The following is a 22,342-nucleotide window of genomic DNA, read 5'->3' as shown; positions in this document are numbered from 1 at the left end:
CCTCGACCCCGTTCGCATGTGGATTACCATTGATTATCTTGGTCTTAATTGCACCCGACTGAAGAATGCCCGACGCACTGTCTTGCGGGCGCTGGACCAAGCTCTGCTCGACTATATCGATGCTGGAGTAGGAGCTACAGACGACGAGCTCTTCGATGCGGCCTATCGCGATCTTGCTCGGGATACCGCGCCGCTGATCACGGAAACCCTGCCCCGGTTTGTTACGACGATAAGATCATTTTTCGGCCGTGGACTGAATGAGTGCCTTTTTCCCGAACCCGGATGGTCAGTCGCTTCATGACCGAGGCGCTTGATCAGATACTACAAAATATACTAATATTGTTATAGTTTAAATAGAACCTAAGTCTTTATAGCTTATCTGGTGGTTGTATAAGGCAGAATAGACAATTTAAACTATTTATGATACAGTTAACGCGTTTGAAAGTTCGCTGTAGTAGTTTAAGGTCTGTCCACTGCAGTCAACCGTAACTGCCGGGCCTCCAAGTAAACGACCTTTAATAAAGGTCACATATAAGAAGGACGTCCGCGTCGAATTCGAGTTCCTACCCACGGTCATATGTCGGCGTTAGGTATGTAGGCGAATCCCGCATCTCCCGATCGCATTTATCCGCTCAGGTTGCGGCAACACTGAAAGCAGCAGTAATAGCTCGTGATTGTCGAGTTTTGGCAGCAGTGTGGGGTACAGCTGAAGCTGCCCGATGCCGCCGAAGACATCGGTTGCTACACACCCAGTCTTTACCTCGACTAGGAACGCCCGGCCAGGCGCCGCGATCACTGCGTCAACTTCGTAGCCGGCGGCGTGCCTGAGCTTATCAGTCGCGATGCCCGTCGCGCGGAGTAGAGAGGCGCGTGCTTGCCAGACTTCGCCCTGTCGCCGCCTAACTTCTCGCGGCCCTGATCGGTCTCGAGCTCCAAGGATGTAGCTTTGCGCATTTCGTCGCTACCCAGCCAATCGATGGGAGTGATGTTAGGCAGGTCCCCATCAGCTTCGGCGTTACGAAGCTGCGCCACGACACCGAAAAGTGGTACCAGAGGGGGCACCGCTTTTGACATAAATTTATAGCCGCCAAGGCATGGGAAATTGATCCAAGTAATGCGTTAATTAGCATTCAGGGCTTCGCAGCCCCCCCCCTTCCTCATGCTCAATATCTGTGCGGTCTTGAAGGTTCAGATCAGACGAAGCACTGAAGCACAAAGCAAACTGCTTCTGGGGGACCCTCGCCCAGTAAGGACTAGCTAAAAAATTTTTCGGCAGCGGACAGAATCAGCGTGTCGCTTTGACAGTTTGCGGTTACGCCATCATTGATCTCGCCAATCAGCCGCTTCATGGTCGACACGCACGCGTTGAAATACAACTGTCCTACATCGAGGCGCTGGCCGTCTTTCGCGCGAGCGAGTGGCCCAGCCTTCTCAAGATAGAGCACGTTTGCGCACCCGTTGGCGTGAACGATGACGTCGCGGGTTGCCTTGGCCTCACTGAACATTCCAACGGTCTCGTTATCGATTTTCAGCTGCAGTATTGCGGACAAGTAAGATAGGTAGTCGGCCGGTTTTGCATGCAGCACGCGGTACAGGCGCTGCCTGATCCGCTCTTCTATTATCTCGTCACGTCCCTTTCGGAGCAGTTCTTCGAGCATGATCGTCCCTTCCGACGCGCCACCTTTCGGCCCGTGTGCGAGGCGTTCAGGATAAGCCCGAAGCATCATCCTCATGACGTTGTGAAGGTAATCCTCAGTGATGCCGACGCACAGCAGCATGGCCTTCGCACATTCGTCGTTCGCGACCAGCTTATCGAGCAGCTTAGCCACCTGCTTCGGATCGCGTCGAATTCGGCCGACCGCTGTTCCGCCAGAGGGTACGACGAAGTGACGGTACGAACCCTTTGCTCGCTGCGTGGCCATCGTCTCGCGAAGGCTCTTCAGCGACCGCAATGTCAGTTGCGTTCCGAGATGAACGTCATTCAATCGCTTGAAGTAGACACGCTTAAATCGGTCCAAACCATTTGCGGTAGGCATTATGTTCGATGTTAGCTTTGCCATCCCCCTCCGTCCCTGGGAGATTGCATAGCCCTGTAGGTTCACAACCGCAATGATCGCGCTAGCTAATCTTCTCACTCGAAGGCTGATCCAGTTCCCACCAAGCGGGCATTGGATCCGCGACTGGCGCAGGAGTGTGCCGTCCGCCGGTTAGTGATTGCCGTGCGCAGGCAATTCCTGGTATGTTCTACCGCTGGCGTAGCACTGCAACGGCGCGTAGCGACAGGTGCAGATAGATCGTTGGCGGTGCTGGAAGCGACTTTATAGGCTATCGAACGTGCGAAGGATGGCGTGATGACGTGGTGATTACAGATTCAACGGTGATCCAACTCCCCGGGGCACCGCAATGATGATCAATCTGGATGCCGCCGCAAACACCGTACCGACCGAGGAAGTGATTAACGCCGTCGTCACTGCTATGCGCAACGGCGCAGCCAACCCAGCGAGCGCACACGAGCTCGGCCACCGATCGCGCGCTATCCTAACTCGCGCCCGCGACGGGGTGCTATCACTCCTGCGTGGTGCATTGGACGATGGCGTAACCTTCACATCCGGCTGCACGGAGGCGAACAACACCGTGTTCGCAGGCATCCCAGCGAACACAATCATCACGAGCACCGTCGAACATCCCTCCGTGCTACGGTCGGCCGAGCGGGCGGCATCCCGCGGGACAGTCGTGTTGTTCGTCCCGGTCGATCCCGCTGGGCTGGTTGATCTTGAGCAACTCGAGGCAATCGTCGCGTCGGTGCAAGGGCCGCTTCTCGTCTCCATCCAGTTCGCGAACAGCGAGACCGGCGTGATACAGCCGATTGCCGCAATTGCGAAGCTGCTGGCAACACGTCCGCAGACGACGTTCCACTCCGATGCAGCGCAGGCCTTCGGAAAGCTGCGCATCAACCTCGCGCATGGGGTGGGTCCGGACGTGATCACCGTCTCGGGGCACAAGCTCCACGCGCCGATGGGTGTCGGCGCTATCGTGGCCGCCGAGCGGGGCGTACCGCTCACTGCCCTACTCGTTGGCGGCGACCAGGAGGGATCGTTGAGAGCGGGCACCGAAGCTGTTCCGCTGATCGCGGGCCTCGGCGCCGCTTGCAAGGCGCGAGCCGACACTATGGAAGACTGGGGGCTGCGCATGTCGCAGTTACGTGATCGACTGGAGGCCGGGCTGCAAGACGCACTTCCCAACGTCGTGCTACTTGAGGGTATAGCCAATCGCCTGCCAAACATCTCAAGCATACGGTTCGCTGGTGTCGATGGCATGTCGCTGATTGCCCAACTTGACAGCCGCGGCGTTGCGGCATCGCAGGGGTCGGCATGCTCAAGCCGCCGCCCCGAACCATCGCATGTGCTGATCGCAAGGGGGATGTCCGAGAACGATGCCTTTGAGACCGTTCGCTTCTCGATCTCCGTCCTAAACACTGATGCCGAGATTGATGAGGCGACGTCAAAAATCGTCGATTCCGTTAACCATCTGAGGAGCGTTTCGTGGGCACAGGCCTGATGCGCTTCTCATATGGCGGGCACGCCACCTTCCCGGTACGCTATGGCTGGCTCCCGAAGGCGCTGTCGTGGATGCGCCAGACGGGAGCCTTCCATCCAAACACGGAGGTTGGTGACGACCTTGGCCTCGGCTCGAAGATGGTCGAGTCGCTCGGCTTTTGGCTTAAGGCAACCGGACTGGCCCGCGACGTCGATGATGTGCGGTCAGGCCGTATGCCGTCGGAAATCGCGGATCTGGTCGCGACGCACGATCCGTACTGTGAGCTGCCTGGGACATGGTGGTTCCTTCACCTTGTCCTGGCAACACGTGAAGGAACCGTGTGGTCGTGGTTCTTCAACGACCATTCGGACCGCCTCTTCGATCGCGCCTCATGCGCGGAAGCATTCCTGCAGTTCACCCGAGCAAAGGCACTGCGGCCGGCGAGCGACGCCATGGCCCTTAAGGACGTGTCCTGCTTACTCAGTGCGTACTCGGCCCGTCCGGGCGTGGACGTCGTCGATCCGGACGATGTAGGCGCGTGTCCATTCCGCGAGCTTGGGCTAATCGTGCGCCACGACCTCGTAAGGCGCTTCGAGCGCACCCGTGCGCCAGTCGGACTTCCGATCGAGGCATTCCTCGCCTGCTCGTCGCTGCTTGCGGACGAGACAGGTCGCGACGCGCTGTCGCTGCGTGAACTCGCCACGCTCCGTTTCGGCCCAGGCCGCGTTTTCTGCGCCGGCCTCGATGCCGTCGACGAGATCGTCGGCACGGCGGCCGGCGCTACATGGATGAAGGGCGTCAGCGTCGAGACACTGGCAGGCGAGCGGTACCTTCGGGCCACCGCTAGGCCGATCGAGCAATGGCTCCGCGACTACTATGTCCGCATCGAGGACGCGTCATGATCGGCACCGACTTCTTCCGCTCGCTCAGCCTGGTCGAGGATCTGGAGCATCCAGAGCGGTTCAGCCACTATCGACCCACCCGCCGAGCGTTGCCTATCATCACCGCCATCGTCGAGCCAGGCTCTACGACTATGGTCATCGCGCCATATGGCAGCGGCAAGAGTCTAGCGGCGGGCGTCGGAGCGCTTCTGGTATTCAACTCGGACGACGATCGGCGCGGACTCCAACAAGTCTTGAACCGCGTCGACCAAGTGGACGCGGCAATGGGATCGAAGCTGCGCAGCCGATCCGCCGGCACCCTCCGAGGGCACGTCGTTGTCCTTTCCGGGATGGTGGAGGACCCGATCGCGGCAATTGCGGAAGCGCTTGGCATGAAGCAGTCGCCAAAAAGCGTCGAGGGCTTCAGTAAGAAGATGCGCGACGCTGGCTGGGACCACGTCGCGATCGTATGGGACGAGTTCGGTCGACATCTCGAAAGCTTGGTTGCCGACGGCCGTTCGGCCGAGCTCGATGTCGTTCAGCGTCTGGCGGAACGAGTGTCCCGCGCCACTGGGCCGACGATGAGCCTGACGCTGCTCCTCCACCAGAACCTGCTCGCTTACGCTACACGCCTGAACGAGACGTCACGCAGCGAATGGCGGAAGATAGAGGGGCGGTTCCGCCCCCTTCGTATGATCGAGGACAGTCAAGAATTCTACCGCCTGATTGCGGAAGTCGTGTCGGGCATGCGCCCCGCCGCAAGCGCGGAGATGATGCCGCCCGTCACCCAGGGCATTGCTGACCAAGTCGTGAAATGGAAGTGGCTAGACGGCATGGAGGATGCGGGCCAAGTGCTTGCGATCCTCAACGACGCGAGGCCGCTGTCACCGGGCGCGCTGCAGATCCTGCCCACACTGGTCGCCCGCGTCGGCCAGAACGAGCGTAGCCTCTTCTCTTTCCTGCGTGAGATCGACCTCACGCGTAAGGTGGACATCGAGGCGGTCTACACGTCGTTCTCGGACGCGATGCGTACCGACGTCGGCATCGGCGGAACGTACCGGCGCTGGATCGAGACCGAGAGCGCGAGGTCGCGGGCCGACACCGCCCTACAGCGCATGCTGCTCGCGGCGGCGTGCCTGTTGCAGCTCGGCATTAGCGGTGAACGCCGACGCCTGCCGCGCGATGTCTTGGAGCTGGCCGTCGCGGAGGCGAACATCCCATCCGCTGAGGTCGCCACCGCGGTGGATAGTCTGCTCGAGGCCAAGCTGCTGCTCTGGCGCAAGCATACCGACGACGTGGCGGTGTGGCACGGAGCCGACATTGACGTCGCGATCCGAGTGCGCGAGGAACGCGAACGTAGGTCAAGCGCATTCGACCTGCGGACGTTCCTTGAAGACCGCTTTCCAGCACCGCATCTACGGGCCTCCCGCCACAACGCCGAATATGGGGTCAACCGCTTTCTGATGGGGCGCTACGCGTCCATTAACGAACTAGGCGCACTTCTGGCGGAGGGCGATGCGGCGGGAGGCTCGATCCTCTACGTGCTCGCGAAGGACAAGGGGGAGATAGCGGCTGCTCGGAAGCTGGCGAGAAAGTCCGACGTCAAGGCGATCATTGCCGTGCCGAACCGCCCCCTTGCTGCTGAAAGCGCCGCGATCGAGCTCATGGCAATCGAGGCGCTCCGCGCCGACAAGGAGTTCGTAGCGTCCGATCCGATGGTGACCACGGAGATTGACGAACTCCAGTCAGTGGCCTTCGAGGAGCTGGCCACATTGCTGCGTGGACTGCTCGATCCGCGTGCCACCGGATCGACATGGTATTCGCAAAGCCAACTTCTTGAGGTATCGTCGGAGCGCCCTGGACCAATGGCGGCATCTCGCTTGCTCAGCCAGTGGTTTAACAAGACTCCAAGGATCGCAAACGAGCAGCTGATGCGCAGCACTGCATCACGCACGATGCAAACCGCGCGCGTCCGCGTTGTCGGATCCATCCTGGAACGCGCGAACCGTGAACGGCTAGGCTACGAGGAAGGCGATCGCAGCGCCGAAGGGTCGATCTACCGAACAGTTATTGAAAACACGGGGCTTCGTCCTGCCGGGGCAACGCGCTTTGCCGATCCTGATCAGATTGCCGACCCCGGCCTTCAAGAAGTCTGGTTCCGGATCGCCGAATTCTTCCACACGCCCACGGGCCGAAACGGCGGCGCTTACCGTGACCTAGGCGAGTTCGTCACAACGCTCGCGGCGGCGCCGATGGGTGTCCCGATAGCAGTGATACCAGTGCTCATCGCCGCTGGCTTCAAGCACTTCTCACGCGCCGTAGCGCTGTACGATAGCGGTCGATACGTTGCTGACACGTTGGGCTTTCAGTTCGACAGCATGGTGTCGAACCCGGAGGGGTTCTGCGTGCAGGTCCTCGACCCTACACCCGACCTCGTTGAGTACCTGTCAGAGGTCGCCTACGTTTTTGCACACGAGCGGCCTGGGGCGGGCGACGAACTCGTCCGCTTTGCGCATGATGCTCTGACACGCTGGCTGCTAACCGTTCCCGACGGATCGAGACGCTCCCAGAAGCTCGGGACACAGGCGAGGGGGTTGCTTCGGAGCATGGGCAGCTCCTCCGATCCGGTTCAGCTCCTCCTCAAGGATTTACCGACAGCGCTCGGTGCAACGGGGCCTTCCTCAAGCCTTATCGGCAAGCTGGAGGATGCGCGGAACGAGATCGACCATCTGCGGGACCAGTTCGCTCAGTATGCGGTTGAAACAATCGCAGAGAGCTTCAGGTCGGCATATCTTGGGGTCGATCCGCTGGAGGCGGTTACCGCTTGGGCGGGTTGCTTCGATGTTGCATCACTAGATCGCCGTGACGACCTACGAATTGTCGACCGCGCCGTCCTGCGGAAGGCTGTCGAGGCTGTGAACGGGCGCTTCTCGCCGAAGTCGCTTGCCAACGCCCTCAGCTCGATCCTGCTCCAGCGTAGTCTCGACAAGTGGGACGACCGCACTGCCGCGCAGTTCAGGTCCGCACTGCGTGATGCGCGGGAGCGAATCGAAGCTGCAGCGCTGGACACCGAGGCGCCGACCCCGGCGCTACGGCCGATCGTCCAGGCCCGCGTCGAAGAACTCACGAGAATGCTTGCCAAAATTGACAAGACCGAAGAAAGTCGCGTCTGCGGCCTTCAGGTCGCCGGGGGGGAAAGATGAGCTTGGTGGCTACCAACGTCGACGATGCGGTAAAAGATACCGGGGCCCGGCACATCGTTCCTGTGTCGGGCGGAAAAGACTCGTCAGCTCTCGCCGTCTACCTGAAGCAACGCAATCCCGAAGTGAACTTCGAGTACGTGTTCTCCGACACAGGCGTCGAGCTACCCGAGACCATAGATTACCTGGATCGGCTCGAGAACATCATTGGGGTGAAGGTTCATCGCGTCTCGGCGATGGAAATGTTCGACGTTGCCGAGAAGCCGGGCCGTACTGCGTTTGATGTCGCGCTGTTCGAACATTTCGCAGGCTTCCTGCCAAGCCCGCGCGCGAGGTGGTGCACACGAATCATGAAGATCGCGCCGTTCGAACGCTTCATCGGGGGCGATCGAGCATATTCCTACATCGGCATCCGCGCCGATGAGAACCGCGCTGGATACCTCGGGACGGGAACGGCCGGCGCCAAACCGGTAGTGATTTCGGAAAAGCCTAATATAACGCCTGTTTATCCCTACCGAGATGACGCTATTGACATTGCCGAAGTCGGCAGAATTCTTGATAGCGCCGGACTAGGTCTTCCGGACTACTATGAGTGGCGGAGCCGGTCCGGGTGTTACTTCTGCTTCTACCAACAGATCGGCGAGTGGCAGGGCCTAAAGGAACGCCATCCCGAGCTTTATGAAAAGGCGAAGGCGTACGAGACCATGAAGAAGGGGCGGAAGTACACATGGGTCGATGGACGCTCGCTTGACGACGTCGAGAACATGCCGCGGCGGGCGGTGAAGTCAAAGGCGGAGGACGGCTGCGCCGTCTGCCACCTTTGATGAACGCGTCTCCCCATAACAGGCTCGTCGACTTTCTGGCGACATACGGCCCGGTCGCCGCCTCGGACAGCCTGTGCGACGAGAACGTCCGGATAGCGGAGGACAAGTATGGCATCGCCAGCATCAGCACGCAAGCGCCTCGCCTCGAGGACATCGGAACGGAGCTAAACACCGGTGCCGGTAGGAACGTCATTCTCACGGGGACCGCGGGTGATGGCAAGACCTTCCACATCCGACGCTTCCTCGAGGTGCACCACCCCGCCGCGCTTGTCGGCTGGCCAGGTACCGAAGGAGTGCTACGCATCGCGCTTCCTGGCAATCGCGAGCTACGCGTCATCCGCGACCTTAGCGAAATTTCCGATACCGAGAAGGAGGCTGAGCTAGCAACCTTTTCCAGTGCCCTGCTCGGCAAGGCGAACGACTGCCTGTATCTCGTTGCCGCCAACGACGGGCAGCTGCTGAAGTATTTCCGCGACGCTGCGCGCGCGGGCGGAACAAGCTCGGATCAATACCGACTGCTACACGAACGCATCACCGAAATGTTGCGCGCCGAGAGAGAGGAAGCCGACGGCGTGTCGTTACGTCTCATGAACCTCAGCCGGACGTGGAGCAGCGCGACCGTCGACTCCATCTTCAACGCGGTCCTCGAACACCCCGAATGGGATGCCGGTTGCTCGGAGTGCGCGAGCGCATCGGGCGAGACGCCTTGTCCGATCCAATTGAACCGGTCATTGCTGAGGACATCGGAAGGCTTGCCGTCACCGTTTCGCGCGCGGCTGCGGGAAACGCTGCGCCTCGCCGCGGCGAACGACCAGCACGTCCCCATCCGCCAACTGCTGACACTGGTCGTAAACATCATCCTCGGCGACGCGAAGAACGCCGATCGGCCTTTGCTCGACTGTGCCACAGCGAAAAAGCGGATGGCCGCGCGAGATTACGGGAGCACCAACCCGTACAACAACGCCATGGGGCGCAACCTGCGCGACGACAGGCGGCGCGCGAACCGGGTTTTCGGGATCTTCGAGGTGCTCGGGATAGGGTTCGAGACGAACAACCTCGTCGACGCGATGCTAGTGCAGCACGAGCCGAAATCGCTATACGATACCTTGTTCAATCAAGAGCGGACCTACGGTTCGAACCTCTTCGATCCGCTTAGGCGCGATTACCTTGGTGGGGGCGGCGGGGACGTCGCTATTCGCAACTTTCGCCGCGGCCTTGAGGCGCAGCGCCGGCGTGCCTTTTTCGTTCTTCCGGACCATCCGGAATTCGAGGCTGCAACACCCTGGCGCTTGACTATCTTTCACCACGGGGGCGAATATCTCCGTCTTCTCGACGCGCTACAGGCGGGGTCAGCGCGGGATGTCACCGATCCATTCACGCGGCAGCTCATCCGCGGTCTCAACAGGGCCCTAACGGGCATGATGGCCGCGGACGACAACCACCTCTGGCTGTCGGGTACGATCGGCAAGACCGACGATCCCTCGGGAAGAGTAGCGACGGTCGAAGCCGTTGATCGCACCTCCACCACTAATCTTTCGGTTAAGCTGTCACGCGACCCGGTCACGCGTCGGCCATCTCTTGGCGTAATGGTGCCGAAACTTTGGGCCCAGGCCAAGATGCCGCAGCTCGACCTGCGTCCGCTGCTGTTCGAGTACCTGATGCGCGTTGCCAACGGCAGCTTGCCCGCGAGCTTCTCTCGGCAATGTCACCAGGAGATACGGCATTACGCACTGGTCGCTACCGCCGCGATCCGAGCGATGCACGCCGACGACGAGCCGGGTCCGGAGGTTGTCCGCATGCTGTCGCTCGGCACCCAAGGCGAGGTCCAGGCCAGCAGGATCGAAATTCGATGACGACTAGCCGGAACCAACATCTGCAGCTCTCAAAGAACGCCGCACGGGTTCCCGAGACGCAGAATCTATCGAGCGTGAAGCTGTGGTGTGAGTATGCGATCTGGGGCCTGCTGTTCTACGACGACCAGTCGCCGTGGCTCACCGTAGTCGAAGCGCTGCACATCTGTTTCCATCGAAAAGTGCAGGGCGATCCTGTTTTTACCTCTGCCGCATCCGCTGATTCTGCCGAGCCAGGGGCTATTACTTATCAGCTGCGGCTTAACCACGGACTCAGACACATGCTCTTCCGCGATCGCGAGGTGATCCGGATCGCCAATGGACAGTCGGTTGACGAGAAGGCCCGCTGGCAGGCATGGCTCGGCACCGTGAGCCGCGATTATGCGGGCCTCGAACTCGGTTACCTGCAGGACGAATTCGAGACATTCAGCGAAATGGCTCGCTCAGTCGAGTTGCTGCGAACAGCGGAAATCGAGGCGCAGTCGGCTAAGCGGTGGACGTCGCGGCATATCCTACCGCTCGGCCCAGACATGCTGTTCGCTGACGTAAACGACAAAAATTCTCTCGACCGTAAGTTCATGCGCCGAACAGGCGAAATGCTCTACCTCATGTTGAACCGAGCGACGAAGCGAGAGAAGCTCGGCCAGCTAATTGAGAAGCGCCTGCTTAGCGCAGCAAGCCCATGGAACCGGCTTGCCAAGCGCGTCGGTGGATCGAACGTGGCATCAGTTGGCGACACGCACATCGGCTACCTGCCCGTGGCTAGCGCGACCAGCTATGACCGCCTCGCAGAGGATTGGGGCGCTCTTCTATCCCTGTGCAATATTCCGGTGGAGAATCTGCTCGATCCGCTGGAGCGCATCAGCGGGCTGATGCAGGTCCTCTACATTCTCGAACGTGCGCAGGAGACAATTGGCGACGACGTCCCGGTTCCCCCATTCTTCCTGGACCTGCTCGGAGCGCCGGGTAACAACCCCATCCGAAAGCTGTCCGCGAACCAGTTCAAGCGCCATCGCTCAATGCCGGTCGAAGCAATCGGTGCCTTCATTGACACCTTTGCCGCCTCCAAAGAATGGACCGACGTGCTTGCCAGCGCTGCCGGTGCAAAGGAGGCGATGGATCTGCTGGCATCCCGCTTCCTGTGGCGGCCGAGCCGATCGCCCAACCCTGACTGGATGCCCTCGGCGCAGGAGCAACTCGCCGAGCTGCGCACGCACGCGCAGAACAGCAAGGGACACTCGATCACATCGACATTCTCGAACCACGCCAAGCACATCGGCATGTTAAGGGCCCAGCGAAGCTCCGGCACCTGGTATGCACCAAGCGACGCATTCCTCGAGGCATTGGTACTGGCGAACGTCACGACGCCCATGGAGTTCGGCGACTTTCTTTATCTGCTGATGACCAGGTACAACATCGTCATCGGACCAGAGGAGGTGCGCGCCTCCTTCAACGTCAAGACAAGCGCGCTTCCCGCACCGCTCGCCGACCTTAAGGATAACGAGCGTCGTCTCGAAGATCGACTCCGCGTTCTCGGTTTCCTAGATCGTAAGTCCGACGACTGCGCGTTCGTTATTAACCCTTTCTACGACGCGACAGCGGCGACCAGCGGAGCAGCGAACCTTGTCCACGCTTGAACTGATCGGACAGGTGGCCGCACGCCGCCTCGCCGAAGTGCGCGACGCTTCGACCGGACGCGCCTTCTACTGCATCATCGGCCTCGACGCGGAGGTGACCAGCGCCATTGCCAAGAGCGTGGCTTACGATGCTGCCGCCAATGGCAGCGATGTCGAGGTGTTCATCCACCCACGGCTGGTCGTCGGCGACGTATCGCCTGCTGTCGTTTCAGATCAGACGGCGCCGTGGCACCGCAACCACGCGACCGCTGGCATGAAGCTTACGGTCTGCACGGTCCCGCCGGACATGGTGAAGGCGACTGAACCGACGTTGGCCCACAATTCGAAGATCGATGAGGCATGGCTGCTGCAGGATCCCGCTATCTGGTCGCAGGTGGCGCTCAAGCAGAGCTCCGATGAGATCCGGGACAAGTTCACGAACGTGCTGGAAGGGGTGCTCGGCGCGTTCGTTGCGCATGACGCCGAAACGATCGGCGATTTCGTGTCGAGCGTCGTATTTCACCTGATCGACAACGGGCTCGCGCCCGAGAACGCAATCCGTGCCTCGTTGCCTGCGCTGCGGCTACCACGCGACAGCGGGGACCCTCGGATGAAGATCACGGAGTCGGCGGAGACCGCAGCCCGCTTCTTCCAGAAGATCGTCGAGGACGTGCAGCCAGCAATCTATCTGCGCACCAAGGACGGCGATCCCCTTAACCGCGGGGAGCTTCGACAGAGGCTTGCAGACATGAAGGCAGACGGCACCCTCAATGAGGAGGTGCACGACAAGCTCCAGGCATTAGTCGCCGACCGAGGCGTGCACGACGGCCAGTGGACGCAGAGCCAGCAGGTGGTCTCCGAGCTTGGATGGGATCGCATCGAGCCGTTTTTCAGTGAATCCAAGCGCAAGCCGAAGCAGTCGTTCGGCGGCGAGACGAAGTCGTTCTTCGAACGCCAGTATCCGGGCACGCTGAAGCCAGCTGATGACGAGCTACTCGCCGACCTGGCCAAGGAGAACCTAAAGCCGTCCGAACAGGTGGATGACTTCTTCTCCCGGCACCGCCCGCGCCTGCAGACAGACCCGAAGCTCTACAAACGATGGGAGCGCATGGTCTTCCGCGCGCCAATCGAGACGAGGGATCTGGGCGAAGGTCTGTTGCGTCTCGCGCATCGGGCGTTTCCCGAGACAGAGAACGCCGACGGAGCGTCGCGCGTCTTGTTTATACGGCTCCGCAATGCAGAGAAGATGGATTTTTGGGCTTCCGAGAAGAACACGCGCATCCTGCGCTACCTGCGCGACCGCTACCGCGGCCTTCCCGAACTACTCCTGCCGCACACAGTCCTCGACTTCGGTCGATGCTGGAAGGACGGCTGGGAGCAGATCGCAGAGGAGAACACCAGTAGCGGTAAGGCGGCAACTGAGCTTGAGTTCGAGGCCTTCCTGGTTACACCCGAGGAACTTGACGCCGTCCTCAAGGACCGATCGAGCAAGCCGCACGCCAACCGCGCGCAGATGGTCTGGAAGCCGCATTCGGAAGCATTAGGCCTGTCGTTCTCGATCGACCTGCGACAGATCCGACAGCAAGACGCGACACAGCCGACGCACCTAATATCGGGACGCATCCACCAAAACCGGGCAAGCAGAAGTGCGGCGCCCAGCACTGTCGATCTCGCTCAACGCAGCTCGGTGTCTGACGCATTCCAGCAAAGCGAGGGACTGCTTGCGAACCCCGGTCGCGAGGAAAACCGCATCGATGTCACGTGGCCGCGCGCACTGGCCTCGATCGTCACGCAGGGCGTTGTCACGTACGACCAAGGACAAGAGCTGCGTTCTGCCTACGACGCATTCGTGACGTCCTACGGTGCGGCCGTCGAGGCCCTTATGCGGGGCGCTGGAATTGGTGCCGACGAGATCCTACTTCAGGCTGAATTGTACGGCGATCTGCTGCGCAGCGTCATGACTATCGCACCGCAGGAACTGTGCATCCGCGACCTGCTCGCGCCGCTCGCACGCATCGGTCTCGTGGCAGTAGAGGGCGAGATGCCGTCGGCGATTCTCACAGCGTGGCATCCGCTGAGACTTGCCGAGATTGGTGCCAAGGCCCGTCAATTGGCTGAGGCGGTGACCGCCGTCGTAACCAGCGATCCTGACCAGCGCAGCGGCGTCGAGGACTTTGTATGCGACCGGATTACCACACTCAGTGGCACGTACTACGGCGACATCGCCGTGCTGCCAGGCCTCGATGCCCAGCTGGTCGCTGAGACCCAAGCGATTATGGACTACAGTCTGCTGGAGCCGATCTCGGGTGGCACCCAGCACGGCGTGACCAACGAACCCGCGGATGCGGCAATCGCCGCGTTCGACCGCGTCGCTAACGAATACCTCAAGCTGCGCCCGCACGAGCGGGCGAACTTCTCGGTAGTGATCCTGAACGCTGATTCGGAGAACCTTCCGCTCGCCATGGCCAATGGCCTGTCGCGCCGTGTGGAGGACGACAGCGAAATTAGGTGCGAGCTCGTCGTGACCGACGACGATCCTATCCGGCTTCGCCAAGTCTATGAGCGGCAGAACCGTCGCATCAGCCACGAGATCGACACCAGTCTCTCTAGCGAGGCAGCACGCAACTTTCTGTCCCGTCTACGTGTCGGCATTTTCAGCCCCGAGACACTCGCGCAGGAAACACAGAAGGCGAACGACGTCGTTTTGCTGCAGGACGTGATCGCGCGCAGCAGCAAGGTACGCTGGACCAAAGGGTTCGACGACGGCACCAGCGAGGAGATCGCGACCTTCGTCCCGACTGCGCGCTCAAAGCGACGGCCGTTTCGTAAGGGGAACACCACGTCGGCGCTTTACCTGACCGCACCAAGACAGCCACTTGCGGGGCGGATTTACGTTGACGCCCTACGAACGATCATGATGCGGGACGTGGCGACGAACGTCGAACCGTGGCTCCCTGTGCAGGAGGTCGAGTTCAAAGCTGGCGAGGTTAGCCAAATCTTGGCTAAGGCGCACAAGCTCGGCAACTGGGTAATGACCTTCGACCGCGTCGCCGACCGTCGGCTCATCGCGACCGACGAACGTCGCATCATCCGTTACTTCAGCGTGCCTGGGTCGACTCACAACGTCATCGTGTCGACCGAAATCACAGAGCGAGAGCTCGGCGATTGCATTGATGCGGACATCGGCGTGCTGCTCCCGGGTCTGGATGCAGCGACGCTATCGGCACTTCGCCATCATCTGTTCATACGGGCGGCGCGGCTGTCCGGTGGGGTCGTGATGCGGGGCGCGCAATGGTCAAACTACGCGCATGAGCTGCTCGGCCTGGTCCTCTCCCAGCGCGAACTCGAGCGTCTGCTGCGCGTAGACCGCGAGAACAAGACCGCGTGGTTCTTCCTCGACGACTACCGGGGCTGGCTCGACCTGACGGGCGAGATGGCCGACATCCTTGCCATCGACTTCGCGGTCCGCGCCAACGGCCCGGAGATCCGCGTGGTGGTGGCAGAGGCGAAATACGTCGGTCAAGACGGCATCTCCGAGCACCGGAAACGTTCCGCTGGGCAACTTGAGGCGACCTGGACGGCACTCAACCACCGCCTACTTGGCGGGTCCGCGAACCTAGACCCCGCGATCTGGCGTCATAGGCTTGCGGACATGGTCCTCGAGCACATGGAGCCTTTCGACCAGGTCGGTGGCATCGGGCAGGACCGCTGGCTGGAAGGGTTACGAGACGGCACTTTCCCAATCTCGGTCGACGGGCACTCGATCGTGTTCAGCCACGAGCTGGACACCGTGTTCGAGCCAATGCCGCACTTGCCCGATGAAGCTAAGGTTATCGCCGAACGGCGGCGTCTCGCACAGTGGGTGTTCTCCCGTGCGGATACCGCCAAAGCCCTTCGCGGGCTAGCGGACGCCGCGCTGCCGGCCATGATGCACGTGCCAGCTGGTTGGCCACAACCGACGTCTAGCGCGGAGTTGGACGACGTGCAGGCTCCGCGCACACCTCCGCAGGGCAATGCGGGGCCATCGCAGGAGGGCCCACTCGACAACGTACCGCCGCCTGCGGATCCACCGCCAAACGGGCTTCTGCCGACGCCCGGTCCGGAGTGGGTGGAACCAGCGGGACGTTCTGCGGCTGACGCGGTCGCCGACGCCGCTGGCCCGTGGAGCTATCAGATCACGTCGGTCCTGAACCGCCTAAGCAAAGCCAGCGACGAGGCGGAGGGTCACAGATGGCTTGCAGGGCAGATCGACTCGCTGCGTGCGGCTCTGCAGGCTGAAGGCATGGATGCACCCGTCATCGGTCAGCGGCTGACGCCGAACACCGGCCTCGTATATGTCGGCGGGCGCACGCTTACGATCGCTTGGCTGGAGCGAAAGCGAACGGACCTGCTCACCCGCTATGGACTCGACATTGTGCGCATCTCCCCCATGGCTGGGAAAATCGCGATCGGCTTGAGCCGCCCTGCGCGCGCAATCCTTCACCTTGCCGACGCATGGCTCAAGCGCGTGACCGACCCGGCAGATGGCCAGCGCACCTCGCCGCTCCTAGGCGAAAAGGAGGATGACGGCAGCCTGTGCTTCCTGCCGCTGGGCAGCGGCTACCTTGCACAAGAGCGCGCGGCGCCCCACAGCTTGATTTCAGGCACGACAGGCAGCGGCAAGGGCATCCTGGTCACCAACCTCATACTCGATCTGTGTGCGCTTAATAGTCCTGAAGAGCTGGAGATGCACCTGATCGATCCCAAGCGTGGGGTGGACTACTCATGGGCGCGTCGCCTGCCCCACCTCAAGGGGGGCATCGTCGATAACCAAGACGAGGCGATGGCACTCTTGGAGCGGCTAGTCGGCGACATGGACGAGCGATACGACGAGATTAGCCGAGAGAATTGTCGCAACATCGACATGTACAACCGGAAAATGCCTCCCGACCGGCAGATGCCCCGGATCGTCATCTTTTTCGACGAGGTCGCGAACTGGATGCAGGACGATGATTTTAAGAAGGTCGTCGATGGCCTTATCAACAAGATTGCGACCAAATCGCGAGCTGCGGGCTTCCACCTGTTCATGGTGTACCAGCGCGCCGACAATCAGGTCATGACCATGCAGCTTAGGACGAACCTCGGCAACAAGCTGATTCTGCGTCTTGGCGATGAGGGAAGTTCGCGGATCGCTTTAGGCGAAGCTGGCGCCGACCGGCTACTGAGCAAGGGTCACCTGATCGCCAAGCTCGACACCGACGCCAAGATCTACATGCAAGTACCCTTTATCGACGACGACGAGGTCGAGGAGCTTGCAGACGCAGTGATCGCGACCTGGGTGGAGGCGCGTCGGGAAGCGGCGCAGTAGATGGCCGTCGGAAAGCTCGTACGCGGCACGCTGTACGTCCACCGCGCCGCGATCGGGGCGCTCGCGGAGGAGGTGCGGGCGATGATCGACAAGGCGGTCGCGGTCGCAGGCGCAACACAATGGAACGTCGCGCGCATCGAAAAGCATGTCGTCGGACTGCTCGAGTACGAAGACTTCGACGCCGCGGCTTTCCCTCAGCTCATCGCATCGACGCGGGTGGAGATCGCAACAGGCGAGCATCGCCGAACTGACTTTAGCCGTTCAACTAACCCACTAATCTTGCATCGCAAGGAACGATTGGTGATGCCAGACGATCCGCGGGCTGCCCGTTGGGCCGCGACGACCCGGATGCTGGTCGGGAGAGGTCTGTTCAAGGACAGCCACGCCATCGGACGACAAGGAGCCTGGAACGCGCGACTGGCCCAGGCGGGGCTTGCCGCGGTCGGGGATGAGGTGGTGACCGTATGACCGACGCTACCGTTCACCGCCATCGCACAGCCATGGTGCGGCACACCCTATCGCAGCCGATGTCGCTGGCGGTCCGTTATGGAATTATCCGACCTGGTGTGACGGTATTTGACTACGGCTGCGGCCAAGGCGACGACCTGCGGGCACTGGCCGCGGCGGGAGTAGAGGCGGTGGGCTGGGACCCGCACTTCGCACCTGACACGCCACGACATAAAGCCGAGATAGTCAACCTCGGCTTTGTCCTGAACGTGATCGAGGATCCGGGCGAACGCGCCGTTGCCCTCAGGGAGGCGTGGGCGCTTGCGGCGCGCGTGCTGGTCATCTCGGTGATGATTGTCGGGGCCGTGTCCGTGAATGGCCTTCGTCAGTTTGGCGACGGGTACCTGACGGCTCGTGGTACTTTCCAGAAGTACTTCCAGCAAGCAGAGTTAAAGGCAATGCTGACCCAGATAACGGGGGTAGAGCCCATCGCCTTGGCGCCAGGGATCTTCGCGCTCTTCCGGGCGCCCGAGGATGAGCAGGACTTTCTCCTCGAGCGACGGCGCGGACATCGAGCGTCCACGAGCCCTTACCGGGCCGATCGCCCGGCCAGGGCACCAGTTGATAGACCGCAACTCGCGGATCGGATCCCCATGGCCATCGATGCCATAGCGGGGTTCGCGCTCGAGCGGGGGCGGCTGCCCCATTCCGAAGAGCTGCCTGCGGGCGTCCATGATCTTCTTGCTGCCGAGCGCGTCTCGTTCGCGCGAGCGATCGAGGCCAGCCACGATTCAGGTATAGATGCGCAGTTGTTCGCACGGGCCGCGTCCGAACGGCGCGAGGATCTGCTCGTCCATCAAGGGCTCAACATCCTCAACCGGTCACGCACGGCCGCACGACCGAGCGCGGCCATGGTGCGCGACATTCGCCAGCACTTCGGCAGCCAGCAGCAGTTCGCAGAGCAGGCGCTCGAATATCTCCACGCACTTGCCGATCCGCAACGCACCGTCACCGCCATACAGCGCGCATCCAAAGCAGGTCTCGGCGCAATTGACGAGGATGGACGCCTCGTCATCGACAGCGAACGCGTTGCGGGGCTCGAAGGGGTGCTAAGGTGCTACGTTGGGTGCGCGCTTTATCTGTCCGGCGACATCGAGCAGGATCACATTGTCCGGCTCGACCCACTGCGCCGTCGCACCACGCTCTTCCCAATCACGGGCAAGCGCCAACCGTTCCCCGAGACGAAAACGTCGATTACTATTGACCTGAAGCGACAGGACGTGATCATTCGTGACGACCCCCGCATACTAATACGCAAGGCGGACGTCTTCGGCATGGCACGGCGATCGCGGCAGCGATCGATCGAAGAACAGCGTCGGGCTGTAAGTGGCGAGGACGCCGCTAGGGTTTTAGTAAGGGTGTGAACCCGGATAGCACGTCCTAGCCTCTGGCCATTCTACCAGTTGGGAACAAGTTTTCAGCTACACCATTTCGCGTCAGCAAAATTGGATACGGCCACGACATAATCCTAGTGCGACGATCTATCCTGTAATTATAAGAACCAGCCGCTGCTGATGGCGAAAGCGTCGAGAAGGCGGACGACTCGGTAACGACTGAACGAGTTCGCTGCCAAGTGGATGGTACGACAGGAAGACACTGACTGCGACGTACTACCCAGCGCCATCTTGTTCGGCTGAGTTTTTGCTGGCCGCCATTTGAATGAGGACAAGCCGCTTTCCAGTAGGAAGTTGTAGCGTGGCGAGTCCGGCGGGCAGCGATTGCAACCTAATCCCAACCGTGCTTCGCTAGCGGATGGCTTCGGCACAGCGAATTGCCGGCGATCGGCAGCATCCGGATCGCGCCTTTCCAAGATTTCTAGGACTTCGGGCAGCCCGTGAAGTGCATGTTGGCAACCGCAATGGTTGCACACCATCCCTTTTGCTCGGGTAAGAGCACACCACCTCGCCTCAAGCTGTGGAGTGGGGGCTTCAGAACCTCAATCATAAACCGCCCGTGCTCGAACCCCTCAACTGGGGGGGGCGAATGCGTATGTCCCACGTCCGTCGATTCTCGGGGGTACCCGCGCTCAGGGGTTGCTCGGGTTTGCTTCCCGGTTTTTGCGTGCTGTCTTTGTCCGACCGCGGAAGGGCACCAAGCGTGAGACGACGACATTCGCCCGACCGAACGCTCTATGACATATTAATCCCTGACCATCGCCCGCGCATTCAAGCAGTCGAAAAATCATTGCTCTTGTCCCCGATACAATGCCCCTATGTCTGAGAACGCAAGGGGATCGTTAGCTTGTGGGACTTTCTTATGCCGGGATACCCATCTCGTTCTTCCTTTAGAACGTCAGAGGCCCGACGGGATGAGCCTCGAGGGAAGCGACTTCAACGGCAACTATGAGATTGAAAATTATTGTTGGGCCACGCCAGTGAGCCAGGCAAACAGCCGCCGATGCACCAAGTTCTCTGTTCATGACGGCCGCCGTTAAAGCCTCGCGGCCCGACTGGGGAAAGTCGGCGTCAAGGCGCTAAAGAACGACACGATGGTTTAGGCAGGCATGACTGTGGCCGAAGCTCTGACAAATGGTATGGACCTGTGTGTAAGTAGCAACACCTCTTCCCCAACTGAGTGCATAGCGAACAACACACGTCTATCGCTGCGTTCGCCGGAGCGCAACCCTGAAACCGCGTAGCCGATGAAGCTATCGAGCGCGCGTGCGCAGCTCTTGTTGCTCGACGGAATGACCGTGCAGCGCGTCACGATCGAGGATTGGTGGGTGCTTTAGGGCTTCGCTACACGCAATCCGGCACGCTGAGCGCGTGCTCACACCACTTCACCTAAAGCTTGTCGATGGGGAGCCCATCCGGTGCTTGGCAATGGCCAGCCCAAAGCTGTTGCTGAAGCGGCGCTAAGTCGCGTTCCGGAAGCCGAATCCGACCGGCCAGAACACCAAGATAACCAATCAATACCGGACAAAGTGGATCAACGCGAACATGTCAGTGGTCGCGCGCGTCGTCGTCGACACGATGTTCCGCAGCGCCGGGCCTACCTATCGGTTCACCAATCTGGGGGCGCGGATGGAGGGCGACCGGTTCATCGAGATCTAGTCGTCAACGTCCAAAACAACTAGTTCGCTTACCGCGCCGGCTTCCAGTTCGTCAAGCAAATGCGGTCAAACAAATATGACCTCGGCATCCGCTTTTTCCGCTCAACCGTCACGTCCGATCCAGTCGATCTGGAGACGATCATGGAGGAGTGGAAAGCGCTCCCGAGCGTCCAGCAGGCCGCCATCGCCAGGCGATAACAGCGTTTTATTAAAAGCCTCGAGCCTAGAGAAGACCGGCAAGTCACTGGACGGCGTGGGCGAGCGCAGGGTCGCTGCAATGACCATGCGCGAGTGCCTGGCGAAGCTTCAGCAGATGATGTTTGCGAGCCCGCTGTACGGCGTCTGGACGAACCCTTAGCAGGGCCTGGTCCTACCGCCGGTGATGCCGCTCCGTGCCTTCGACGCCAAGTCCCCGACCCAACCGCTGATGATGCCATGACACATCTCGAAGGCACCACCTTGCCGTCAAGAATGACAGTCAAGCAGGTCAGGATCATGAGGCGCTGATCCGGCTGAACCACGAGCGGACGCTGCTCGACGTGATGCAGCTGATCGACGAAGTCCCACTTGGTACCACCCGATTAGCCATGCTGCGCAGCCTTCGGCATCTCGCCGCGCACGGTCTGGTTCGCGAGGACAAGCTCGTCACTCGCCGCAAGCGATCACTCCGCACATTCTGTGCAACCACCGCGGGTTATGCGGATTTCAGACCCTAATTTGATAGGTAAGAAATACTTACATAACGAACAAAAAATGACCCGCTCATCATTATACGAACGTAGTGAGTATAATACTTTTATAGGAATCTAGATTTCTAGGAATCTTAACGCGGGCGAGCGCGCGCGCTGGCGCCTAGCGGGCGTGCTCGCGTGACGCGCATGCACGAGGATCCAGAACAATTCCCGGTGATGACCGAAGGTCTTAGGCTTCCAAGTTTCCCCGGCGTGTGGTATTCTCCACACATGCAGACCCTTCCCTCCCGATCAAAGATGACTGAACCTCTCGTGAGCGTCCAAATCTCTCCGGCCAACTGGGCGACGATCGTGGTGCTTTACCAGCGCGGCGAGAAGAACACCCGTGAACTGGCCGAGGAGTACGGGGTTACCCGCCAGGCGATCGAGAAGGGGCTGAAGTCCCGCGGCATCGAGAAGGGATCCAGGCTCGACGAAGTGCGCAACGAAGCTAACGACGCGGCCCGCGCCGAGATCGTGCGCCACGTGAGCGAGCCCAACAAGCGCAAGTCCGAGCATGCCGGCTGGATCAGCGCGATCGAGCGGCTCGCGATGCGTAAGCTCATCACCGCCGAGAACGCCCAAGCCCTGCCGAGCGTCAACGCCGACATGGTGGTCCTTGGCAACGCGCTCAAGATCGTCGCCAAAGGCCGCGAGGAGATCTGGCGCATTCTCGACATCGACGATCTGAAGGACCAGAGCGACGAGCTTCCCGAGCTAAACATCGGCGAGTACACCGTTGACGAGATAGGCGACATTCAGGACGCGATCGAGAAGTCCCACCAATAGGAACAAGA

The 22,342-nt window shown here is 60.7% G+C and carries 14 protein-coding genes; 13 read left to right on the top strand and 1 reads right to left on the bottom strand.

The window, feature by feature from the left end; genetic code table 11:
• Window positions 1-16 precede the first annotated feature (16 nt).
• Entirely contained in the window at window positions 17-301 is a 285-nt protein-coding gene (locus AC3WJR_RS17460) for a hypothetical protein (RefSeq protein WP_492726552.1), read from the top strand.
• 952 nt (window positions 302-1,253) lie between these two features.
• On the opposite strand, the gene AC3WJR_RS17455 is transcribed toward AC3WJR_RS17460, so the two are convergent.
• A complete protein-coding gene (locus AC3WJR_RS17455; protein ID WP_492726550.1) occupies window positions 1,254-2,060 on the bottom strand; it encodes a hypothetical protein in 807 nt (268 codons plus the stop codon).
• Window positions 2,061-2,403: 343 nt separating this feature from the next.
• Here AC3WJR_RS17455 and AC3WJR_RS17450 point away from each other — a divergent pair, with 343 nt between their 5' ends.
• The 12 genes from AC3WJR_RS17450 to AC3WJR_RS17395 all read left to right on the top strand — a co-directional run bounded on the left by AC3WJR_RS17450 (window position 2,404) and on the right by AC3WJR_RS17395 (window position 22,334).
• Entirely contained in the window at window positions 2,404-3,558 is a 1,155-nt protein-coding gene (locus AC3WJR_RS17450; protein WP_492726548.1) for a cysteine desulfurase family protein, read from the top strand.
• Entirely contained in the window at window positions 3,543-4,439 is an 897-nt protein-coding gene (locus AC3WJR_RS17445; protein WP_492726546.1) for a DUF4007 family protein, read from the top strand. The genes AC3WJR_RS17450 and AC3WJR_RS17445 overlap by 16 nt, the downstream gene beginning before the upstream one ends.
• Window positions 4,436-7,621 carry a hypothetical protein gene (locus AC3WJR_RS17440; protein WP_492726544.1) on the top strand — a complete coding sequence of 1,062 codons (3,186 nt, stop codon included), beginning with the start codon at window positions 4,436-4,438 and terminating at the stop codon, window positions 7,619-7,621. The genes AC3WJR_RS17445 and AC3WJR_RS17440 overlap by 4 nt, the downstream gene beginning before the upstream one ends.
• Window positions 7,618-8,442, top strand: a complete 825-nt coding sequence (locus AC3WJR_RS17435) for a phosphoadenosine phosphosulfate reductase family protein (protein WP_492726543.1) — start codon at window positions 7,618-7,620, stop codon at window positions 8,440-8,442. Before AC3WJR_RS17440 ends, AC3WJR_RS17435 begins: the two co-directional genes overlap by 4 nt.
• On the top strand, window positions 8,442-10,295 hold the full coding sequence (locus tag AC3WJR_RS17430) for a hypothetical protein (RefSeq protein ID WP_492726541.1): 1,854 nt from the start codon (window positions 8,442-8,444) through the stop codon (window positions 10,293-10,295). The genes AC3WJR_RS17435 and AC3WJR_RS17430 overlap by 1 nt, the downstream gene beginning before the upstream one ends.
• Window positions 10,292-11,929 carry a hypothetical protein gene (locus AC3WJR_RS17425; protein WP_492726540.1) on the top strand — a complete coding sequence of 546 codons (1,638 nt, stop codon included), beginning with the start codon at window positions 10,292-10,294 and terminating at the stop codon, window positions 11,927-11,929. The genes AC3WJR_RS17430 and AC3WJR_RS17425 overlap by 4 nt, the downstream gene beginning before the upstream one ends.
• Window positions 11,916-17,255, top strand: a complete 5,340-nt coding sequence (locus tag AC3WJR_RS17420) for an FtsK/SpoIIIE domain-containing protein (RefSeq protein WP_492726538.1) — start codon at window positions 11,916-11,918, stop codon at window positions 17,253-17,255. The genes AC3WJR_RS17425 and AC3WJR_RS17420 overlap by 14 nt, the downstream gene beginning before the upstream one ends.
• Window positions 17,256-17,723: a hypothetical protein gene (locus AC3WJR_RS17415; RefSeq protein WP_492726537.1), complete on the top strand. Its 468-nt coding sequence runs from the start codon at window positions 17,256-17,258 to the stop codon at window positions 17,721-17,723.
• The gene (locus AC3WJR_RS17410; RefSeq protein ID WP_492726535.1) at window positions 17,720-19,126 is read left to right on the top strand and encodes a DNA phosphorothioation-associated putative methyltransferase; all 1,407 of its coding nucleotides are present in this window, start codon (window positions 17,720-17,722) and stop codon (window positions 19,124-19,126) included. Before AC3WJR_RS17415 ends, AC3WJR_RS17410 begins: the two co-directional genes overlap by 4 nt.
• A 1,748-nt stretch (window positions 19,127-20,874) precedes the next feature.
• Entirely contained in the window at window positions 20,875-21,012 is a 138-nt protein-coding gene (locus AC3WJR_RS17405; RefSeq protein WP_492726533.1) for a hypothetical protein, read from the top strand.
• 389 nt (window positions 21,013-21,401) lie between these two features.
• Window positions 21,402-21,530, top strand: a complete 129-nt coding sequence (locus AC3WJR_RS17400; protein ID WP_492726531.1) for a hypothetical protein — start codon at window positions 21,402-21,404, stop codon at window positions 21,528-21,530.
• Window positions 21,531-21,803: 273 nt separating this feature from the next.
• Window positions 21,804-22,334 carry a hypothetical protein gene (locus AC3WJR_RS17395; protein ID WP_492726529.1) on the top strand — a complete coding sequence of 177 codons (531 nt, stop codon included), beginning with the start codon at window positions 21,804-21,806 and terminating at the stop codon, window positions 22,332-22,334.
• Window positions 22,335-22,342 lie beyond the last annotated feature (8 nt).

The sequence above is a fragment of the Sphingomonas sp. FW306-05-A genome, assembly GCF_058782275.1.
This window is presented reverse-complemented; position numbering and strand designations above follow the sequence as displayed.